The 8,150-nt window shown below is 67.4% G+C and carries 4 protein-coding genes and 3 pseudogenes; 1 reads left to right on the top strand and 6 read right to left on the bottom strand.

Annotation, left to right across the window (positions count from 1 at the left end; genetic code table 11):
• Window positions 1–497: 497 nt before the first annotated feature.
• On the bottom strand, window positions 498–671 hold the full coding sequence (locus tag Taqua_RS13275) for a hypothetical protein (protein WP_185969629.1): 174 nt from the start codon (window positions 669–671) through the stop codon (window positions 498–500).
• A gap of 13 nt (window positions 672–684) precedes the next feature.
• Between Taqua_RS13275 and Taqua_RS12395 the strand changes: the two are divergent.
• Window positions 685–1,602, top strand: a pseudogene (locus Taqua_RS12395) (heavy metal sensor histidine kinase).
• Here the strand turns inward: Taqua_RS12395 and Taqua_RS12385 are convergent.
• From Taqua_RS12385 to Taqua_RS13350, 5 genes and pseudogenes are all read right to left on the bottom strand, one after another.
• Window positions 1,584–4,766, bottom strand: a complete 3,183-nt coding sequence (locus Taqua_RS12385) for an efflux RND transporter permease subunit (RefSeq protein ID WP_144326912.1) — start codon at window positions 4,764–4,766, stop codon at window positions 1,584–1,586. The pseudogene Taqua_RS12395 and the gene Taqua_RS12385 sit on opposite strands and share 19 nt — an antisense overlap.
• Before the next feature lie 9 nt (window positions 4,767–4,775).
• On the bottom strand, window positions 4,776–6,398 hold the full coding sequence (locus Taqua_RS12380; protein ID WP_144326911.1) for an efflux RND transporter periplasmic adaptor subunit: 1,623 nt from the start codon (window positions 6,396–6,398) through the stop codon (window positions 4,776–4,778).
• Window positions 6,395–7,678 (bottom strand): TolC family protein, encoded by a 1,284-nt coding sequence (locus tag Taqua_RS12375; protein WP_221933948.1) that lies wholly within the window; start codon window positions 7,676–7,678, stop codon window positions 6,395–6,397. The genes Taqua_RS12380 and Taqua_RS12375 overlap by 4 nt, the downstream gene beginning before the upstream one ends.
• Window positions 7,667–7,888, bottom strand: a pseudogene (locus Taqua_RS13755) (type II toxin-antitoxin system PrlF family antitoxin); the annotation flags it as partial. The pseudogene Taqua_RS13755 and the gene Taqua_RS12375, both read right to left, overlap by 12 nt.
• 79 nt (window positions 7,889–7,967) lie before the next feature.
• Window positions 7,968–8,150, bottom strand: a pseudogene (locus tag Taqua_RS13350) (IS481 family transposase); the annotation flags it as partial.

Here is an 8,150-nt window from a genome sequence, read left to right as displayed (position 1 = left end):
ACCTTCTTGGCCCAGCTTTTGTTGAGCCTGCGCATGGCGTGGGCTTTGCGTGCCGTTGGGGCTGGATGGTCGCCAAGATCCCGGCCGATGGGAACGCAACCCTCTTCAATCCAGCTGGGCGTGGCTTGAAATGAATTTTTCAGGGGCGACTATGTATTCTGCGAAGCCACCGCTGACGGGAAGATGAGACGGCCGTTACGTATATATCAGATTCCATTCGGGACGGGATCGGGATTAATCGTGTGCCAATCTCAATGCATTCCTGCTCACCAAGGCGGGGCGCGGACTCATCGCCACATCGGTGCAAGTGCTTATGGCGATGCCGACTGGGCACCAAGTGCGGTATCGGTGTGAGGCGGCTCAGGTGCCGTGGTCGAGAGCATTCCAGGCCTCGATAGGGATCAGGTGTCCAACGTCGGGTGGCAACCGATACGACAGACCCAGCGATCTGGGAGTGCAACCAGCACCCACCACGGCACGCGCGACGATCCTCGTGTTCAGACAAGACGGACGCCACGCAAACGCAGCGCATTGCCGATCACCGATGCGGAGCTCAAACTCATCGCCAGGGCGGCGATCAACGGTGAAAGCAGCCAACCGGTAAGCGGATACAGCACGCCGGCCGCAATGGGAATGCCCAGTGCGTTGTAGAGACTGTTGGACAGATTCATCCGGGCCAGCCCGGTGGGGCTGCCCTTCCTGCTGGCGGCGGTGGCCGTGGGTGCCTGGCTCATCACGCGCACCGGGCTGGCGCCGTTGCTGCGCTTTCGGCGGCAGGCGGCATCGATCGGGGCGCGGTCCCTCGGGCGTCGCATCACCGAGGCGAACCTGCCGTCGGAACTGCAGGAGCTGGCGCGGGAGCTGAATGCGATGCTGGAGCGCATCGACGCCGGCTACCGAAGGCTGCAGGAGTTCTCCACCGAACTGGCGCACGAGCTGCGCACTCCCATCGCCACGCTCCTCGGGCGCAGCCAGGTGACCCTGTCGCAGCCGCGCCGCCCCGAGGAGCTGCGCGACGTGCTGGAAGGCAACATCGAGGAGCTGGAACGGCTTTCCCGCCTCATCGCCGACATGCTGTTCATTGTCCAGGCGGACCATGGCCAGGCGCTGGCGTGCCACGAACGCGTGCACTTGCACGAGGAGTCGAACCGGGTCGCCGAGTACCTGGGCCTGGTCGCGGAGGAAAAGGGCGTGACGGTCAACGTGGCAGGGGAGGCGACCATCGACGGCGACCCGCTGTTGATCCAGCGCGCGGTGACCAACCTGCTCTCCAATGCGGTGCGCCACGCTCGCGCCCACTCGGTGGTCGATGTCTCGATCCAACAGGACGCAGACGGGGCAGCCTCGCTGGCCGTGAGCAACGTCGGCGATCCGATCGCGCTCGAGCAGCTGGCACGGCTGTTCGACCGCTTCTACCGTGCGGACGCCTCGCGCGCCCGGTGAAGCGGTGGCACCGGGCTGGGGTTGGTCATCGTGCGCTCGATCATGCACGCGCACGGCGGCGAGGTGCAGGCCGCCAGCGATGCGGCGGGCGGCCGCAACACCTTCACCCTGCACTTTCCGGGCGCAGGCCCGCAGCGACATCACTCGGCGGCAGCGTAAGCGTCCCTCGCCGCGGAAGCCGCGTTCGGTGTGCGCGCAGCGCGTCTGAGCTCCCATTCCTTCACCAGCGCGTAGATCGCCGGGATGACGCCCAGGGTGAGCACGGTCGAGGAGATCATGCCGCCTACCATGGGGGCGGCGATGCGGCTCATGACCTCGGAGCCTGCACCGGTGCCCCACATGATCGGCAGGAGGCCGGCCATGATCGCGACGACCGTCATCATCTTCGGACGCACGCGTTCGACGGCACCTTCCATGATGGCGGCGTAGAGGTCGGCCGCCTGCGGACGTCGGCCTTCCCGTTCACACCGTCGGCGCGCCTCGTCCCAGGCGTGATCGAGGTAGATCAGCATCACGACGCCCGTCTCCGCGGCCACGCCGGCCAGCGCGATGAAGCCCACCGCCACCGCCACGGAGAGGTTGTATCCGAGCATCCACAGCAGCCAGACGCCGCCGACCAGCGCGAAGGGAACCGACAGCATCACGATGAGCGTTTCCGTCAGGCGGCGGAAGTTCAGGTACAGCAGCAGGAAGATCGTCAGCAGGGTCACCGGAATGACGATCTTCATGCGGTCGATGGCGCGCTCCATGTACTCGAACTGGCCGCTCCAGGTGGCGTAGTAGCCGGGCGGGAACTTCACCTGCTCGGCCACGGCCTTGCGCGCCTCGGCCACGTAGGAGCCGATGTCGCGGTTGCGGATGTCGACGAAGATGTACGCCGACAGCAACGCGTTCTCCGTCCGGATGCCGGGCGTCCCGCGGGCCACCTGCACCTTCGCGAGCTGGCCGAGCGGGACCATCGTGCGGCCCTCCATCGTCGGCACCAGCACCTCGCGCTCGATCAACTGAGGGTTGGCCCGCAGCTCGCGCGGATAGCGCACCGTCACGCCATAACGCTCCCGTCCTTCGACCGTCGTGGTGACGATCTCGCCGCCCAGCGCGGTCGAGATCACATCCAGCAGATCCCCGACCGAGAGCCCGTAGCGCGCAAGCTGCGCGCGGTCCGGTTCAATGTTGAGATAGAAGCCGCCCGTGATGCGCTCGGCGAAGGCCGAGGTCGTGCCGGGGACCTTCTTGACGACGGCCTCGATCTCCTTGGCCAGCCGCTCCATCTCCAGCAGGTCCTTGCCGAACACCTTGATGCCGATGGGCGTGCGGATGCCCGTGGAGAGCATGTCGATGCGGGCCTTGATCGGCATGGTCCAGGCGTTGGATACACCGGGGAACTGGAGGGCCTGGTCCATCTCGGCGATGAGCTTGTCCACCGTCATGCCCTCGCGCCATTCGGATTCGGGCTTGAGGTTGATGACGGTCTCGAACATCTCCAGCGGGGCCGGGTCGGTGGCGGTGTTCGCGCGGCCCGCCTTGCCGTAGACCGAAGCCACCTCGGGGAAGCTCTTGATGATCTTGTTCTGCGTCTGAAGCAGCTCGGCAGCCTTGGTGATCGACATGCCCGGCAGGGATGCAGGCATGTACAGCAGGGTGCCCTCGTTGAGCGTGGGCATGAACTCGGTGCCGAGCCGGCTCGCGGGGTACAAGGTGGCCAGCAAGACGATCACCGAGGCGAGGATGGTCGTCTTCTTCCAGCGCATCACGCCGGCGATCATCGGGCGGTAGGCCCAGATCAGGAAGCGGTTCACCGGGTTCTTCGCCTCCGGCAGGATGCGTCCGCGGATGAACAGCATCATCAGCACCGGCACGAGCGTCACCGACAGCAGCGCGGCGCCCGCCATCGAGAAGGTCTTCGTGTAGGCCAGCGGCGAGAACAGCCGCCCCTCTTGCGACTGCAGCGTGAACACCGGCAGGAACGACACGGTGATGATGAGCAGCGAGAAGAAGAGCGCGGGCCCCACCTCCTTGCAGGCGTCGAGGATCGCGGCGGCCCGCTCGGCCGTGGTGTGCCCTGCCGGCAAGCGCTCCAGGTGCTTGTGGGCGTTCTCGATCATCACGATCGCCGCGTCCACCATGGCCCCGATGGCGATGGCAATGCCGCCCAGACTCATGATGTTGGAGTTCATCCCGAGCAGGCGCATCGCGATGAAGGCGATGAGCACCCCCACCGGCAGCATCAGGATCGCGACCAGGGCCGAGCGCACGTGCAGCAGGAAGATGACGCACACCGCTGCGACGATCAGGCTTTCCTCGATCAGCGTCCGCGTGAGCGTGTCGATGGCACGGTGGATCAGCTCAGACCGGTCGTAGACCGACTCGATCGAAACACCGGCGGGAAGCCCGGACGCGATCTCGGCGATCTTCAGCTTGAGGTTGTGGATCACCTCCAGCGCATTCTGTCCATAGCGGGCCATCGCGATGCCCGACACCACTTCGCCTTCGCCGTTGAGCTCCGAAAGCCCCCGGCGCTCGTCGGGTACGAGCTCCACCCGCGCGATGTCGCGGATGAGGACCGGCGTGCCGCCGTCGCTCTTGACCGCGAGGGTCTCCAGGTCCGCCGGCCCGCGCAGGTAGCCCCTGCCGCGCACCATGTACTCGGTTTCCGCCATTTCGACGACGCGTCCGCCCACGTCGCGGTTGGAGTCGCGGATGACCTGCGAGACCTTCGACAGCGGAATGCCGTAGGAACGCAGCTTGGCCGGGTCCACGGTGACCTGGTAGGTCTGGACGAACCCGCCCAGGGAGGCGACCTCGGCCACGCCAGGGGCCTTCGTGAGTTGGTAGCGCACGTACCAGTCCTGGATGCTGCGCAGCTCGGCGAGCGTGCGGTCCTTGGCGAGCAGCACGTACTGGTACACCCAGCCCACGCCCGTGGCGTCGGGCCCGAGCTGCGGGCTCACGCCTTTCGGCAGGCGGCCGGCCGCGAAGTTCAGGTACTCCAGTACCCGGCTGCGCGCCCAGTAGATGTCGGTGCCGTCCTCGAAGATCACGTAGACGAAGGAGGCCCCGAAGAACGAGAAGCCCCGCACGACCTTCGACTTGGGCACCGCCAGCATGGCGGTGGTCAGCGGGTAGGTGACCTGGTCCTCGACGACCTGGGGCGCCTGCCCCGGGTACTCCGTGTACACGATGACCTGGACGTCGGACAGGTCCGGCAGCGCATCCAGCGGCGTCTTCAGCACGGCATAGAGGCCGACGACGACGACGAACAAGGTGGCGAGCAGGACGACGAAGGGATTGCGGCCGGACCAGCCGATGATCTTGGCAAGCATCGCCGCTCCTTACATCCGGGAAACGGACGTGATGACCCATTCGCCCGGTTCGCGCTCGACGAACTCGAACCTGACCTTGGTACCAGGCTTCAAGTCGCGCAGCAGGCTTTCGTTGGCCACCTTGAACTTCATGGTCATGGCCGGCCAGCGCAAGGTGGGAACGGGGCCATGGTTGAGGCTCAGCGAGCCGGTCTTTGCGTCCACGTCCTCCACGATGCCCTCGGCCCGGTGCCCCACCGAGGCGGGCGCGCCGGCGGCGGGCGGGGGAGCGGCATGGCCGGCATGGGCCGCAGCGCCGGTGGCCGCAGGGCCCGAGGCTGGCACCGCCGAGGGGCCGGGAGCGGCATGGCCGGCATGGGCCGCCAGCGCGCCAACGGCGGCTTTGAGGTTGCTCTCGGCGTCGATCAGGAAGTTCGCGGCCACCACGACCTGCTCGCCCTCACGCACGCCCTCCAGCACCTGAACGTGGGTGTCGCTGCGCGCGCCCGTCTTCACCTCCCGCGGCTCGAAGCGGCCCTCGCCGACTTGCACCAGGACGATGCGTCGCGTTCCGCTGTCGATGACGGCCGAATCGGGCACGGCCAGGACCGGCCTCGTGTCGGCGGCGGCCAGCTCCACCTGGGCGAACATGGCCGGCTTGAGCAGGTGCCCCGGATTGGCGAGTTCGAGCCGCACGGGGATCGTCCTCGTCTGCGCGTTCAGCGTGGGATACACGTAAGTCACCGTGCCGCTGAAGGTCCTTTCCGGGTACGCATCGATGCGCACCGTGGCCCGCGCACCGCGCTTGAGCGAGCCGATGTCCTGCTCGAAGACATCAGCGATCACCCAGACGGCGTCGAGGTCCGTCACCTGGTACAGCGTTTCGCCCGGCATGAACCGCATGCCCTGGACGGCTTTCTTCTCGGTCACGATGCCGCTGACCGGCGAGCGGAACGTCACGGTGCGGCGGATTTCGCCGGTGCGGGCGAGCGCTTCCACCTGATCAGGCGGGATGTCCCAGTTGCGCAGGCGCAGCAGGCTCGATTCCGCCAGCTGGCGCATGCCGGCGGCGGCGTCGCCCCCCGCTCCCGCCAGCGCTCGCACCCCCTGAGCCGCGATGGCGTACTCGCGCTGGGCCGAGACCAGCTCCGGGCTGTACACCTCGAACAGCGCCTGGCCGCGTGCGACCGGCTGCCCCGTTGCGTTCACATGGAGGCGCTCCACGTACCCTTCGAACTTGGCCGTCACGGCATAGACGCGGCGCTCGTCGGGCTCCACACGTCCGCTCGCGCGCACGACGCGTCCCAACGGACGCAGGGCGGCGGCTTCCGTTCGCACACCCATCTTCTGCACCTTCTCGGCGCTGATACGGACCTGCGGCGCGCCGCTCGTGCTTTCGGGCTCCTCGCCTTCGTACACGGGGATGTAGTCCATCCCCATCGGATCCTTCTTGGGTGTGGGCGAGGTGTCCGGCAACCCCATCGGGTTGCGGTAGTAGAGGATCCTGCGCGCCGCAGGCCCGGCCTTCGCGGTCTCGGCACTGGTGGGGGTTGCCGTGGCGGCGGAGTGCTGGCGGCTGCTCCACCATTGGCCGGCCACGACACCGGCTGCGGCCACGGTCACGGTGAGCAGGGCCACGAACGAGTTCTTCACAGCGCGTCTCCCAGGATGCGTTCGATCTCCGCGGCGCGCATCTGCGCGTCGACCTGTGTTTTGAGCAGGTCCAGGCGGGCCCTGCGGGTCTGGCGTAGTGCTTCCAGCAGGCTGGTGAAGTCCACCTTGCCCGTCTCGTAACCGGCCAGCGCGGATTGCAGGCTCAACTCGGCCTGCGGCAGTTGGCGCGTTCGGATCAGCTCTTCGCCGTGGCGCGCCGCCTCCAGCGCCGACAGCTGCTCTTCGAGCTCGGCGGCGGCCTGGGTGGCAGCGGCCTCGGCGCGTGCACGCGCCGCTTCGACCATGGCCGCGGCCTCGCGCTCCTGCGACCGACGGCTGGCTTGCTGGAGCGGGATGTTGAACTCCACCATCAGCGTCCACTCCGTCACGCGCGACCTCATCTGCGTGGGAGTGATCCCGATGTTGAAGTCGGGATAGCGGTTGCGCCACGTGAGGTCGCGGTTCGATTGCGCGGCCTCGAGCCGGGCTGCCTCCGCCCGCACCAGGGGGTTGGCCTCGCGCACGCGAGCCAACAGTTCGGTTGCGGGCAATGCTGCCGTGGCGGGCAGGGCCGGCAGGTCTTGCGGTTCCGCCAGCGGCGCGCCCGGGCCGCGCCCGAGCAGCGCGTTCAGCCGCGCCTGCAACTGGCGCTTGTCGTTGGCCGCCGCGATCAGCTCCGAGCGCATGGCGGTTTGCTCCAACTGGGCGCGAAGCACGTCCTGCTGCGCCACCAGGCCGCCGGCATAGCGGGTCTGGGCCACCTGCTCCATGCGGGTGACGAGGTCCAGGAGTTCGCGGGTGATGCGTTCGTTGCCGCTGGCCAGGAAGTACTGCGCATAGGCCACGCGGATGCGCGCGGCCTGCTCCGCCCAGAGGACCGCGGCCCGCGCCTGGGCCTGCCGGGCCTCCGCTTCCGCGGCCTGGCGGCGCAGCTCGCGCTTGCCCCAGGCGGGGAACTGCTGCATCAACGTGTACTTCGTCTGGGCCACCTTCGACGGCAGCAAGCTGGGGCCGGCGCTGTTGCCGTAGTTGTTGAAGTTCTCGAGCTCGACGCGCAGCACCGGGTCGGGCAAGGCTGCGGCCGGCTGCACGCGCTGTGCCGCGGCAGCGGCTTCGTGCTGCATCGAGGCGAGCTCGGGGTTGTTCTGGCGGGCGTAGTCGAGAAGAGATGCGAGGTCGCTGCCCAGTGCGGCCTGCTGCGCGGCTGCCCACAGGGGCAACGCCAACAGGACGGCACCGGCGCCAGCACGTACCCCTGCAAGGGACCAATGGCGGGCCATGTCGCGGGCGAGGAAGCCGAGGAACGGCATCAGCGCCGGGTCGTCGCTGTCGCCGGGGGCCGCGCGCGTGAGCACGACCTCACCGTTCGGGCGGATGGTGTAGTGGATCTTGTCGCGCTTGCCCAGGCGCAGCGCGCGGCGCACGGTTTCCGGCACGGTCGTCTGATAGCGATCGGTCAGCGTTGATTCGGCTTCGAGGGTGGCAGGCATGGCGGTTCTCCGGCTGCAATCGGGACGAGTGCAATGCAACTGCGCCAGCTATGACCGATGACCCGCCAGCGCGTGTTGGTCAACGAGTTGGCCCGACATCCGCTGGCGTGCAGTTCACGAATTGAATCGAGTAGTTGTCAGGTCCCGGACGATTGCGTGGCACTTTTATGAAAAGTTCCGGTTTTTCTTTGTACCATCTTTTCATGGCCTCGATGGGCGGGACATGTCCCAGGGCTTTCTGGGGGATGTGGTGATTGTACAG

The sequence above is a fragment of the Tepidimonas aquatica genome (assembly GCF_007556585.1).
In the GTDB taxonomy this organism is placed as follows: domain Bacteria; phylum Pseudomonadota; class Gammaproteobacteria; order Burkholderiales; family Burkholderiaceae_C; genus Tepidimonas; species Tepidimonas aquatica.
The sequence above is the reverse complement of the archived record's forward strand: the minus strand, read 5'-3'. Positions and strand labels throughout refer to the sequence as shown.

Coding starts and splice junctions, on each gene's coding strand:
- Taqua_RS13275 (WP_185969629.1), bottom strand. CDS start 671: ATGAATCTGTCCAACAGTCTCTACAACGCACTGGGCATTCCCATTGCG.
- Taqua_RS12375 (WP_221933948.1), bottom strand. CDS start 7,678: ATGGCCCGCCATTGGTCCCTTGCAGGGGTACGTGCTGGCGCCGGTGCC.
- Taqua_RS12385 (WP_144326912.1), bottom strand. CDS start 4,766: ATGCTTGCCAAGATCATCGGCTGGTCCGGCCGCAATCCCTTCGTCGTC.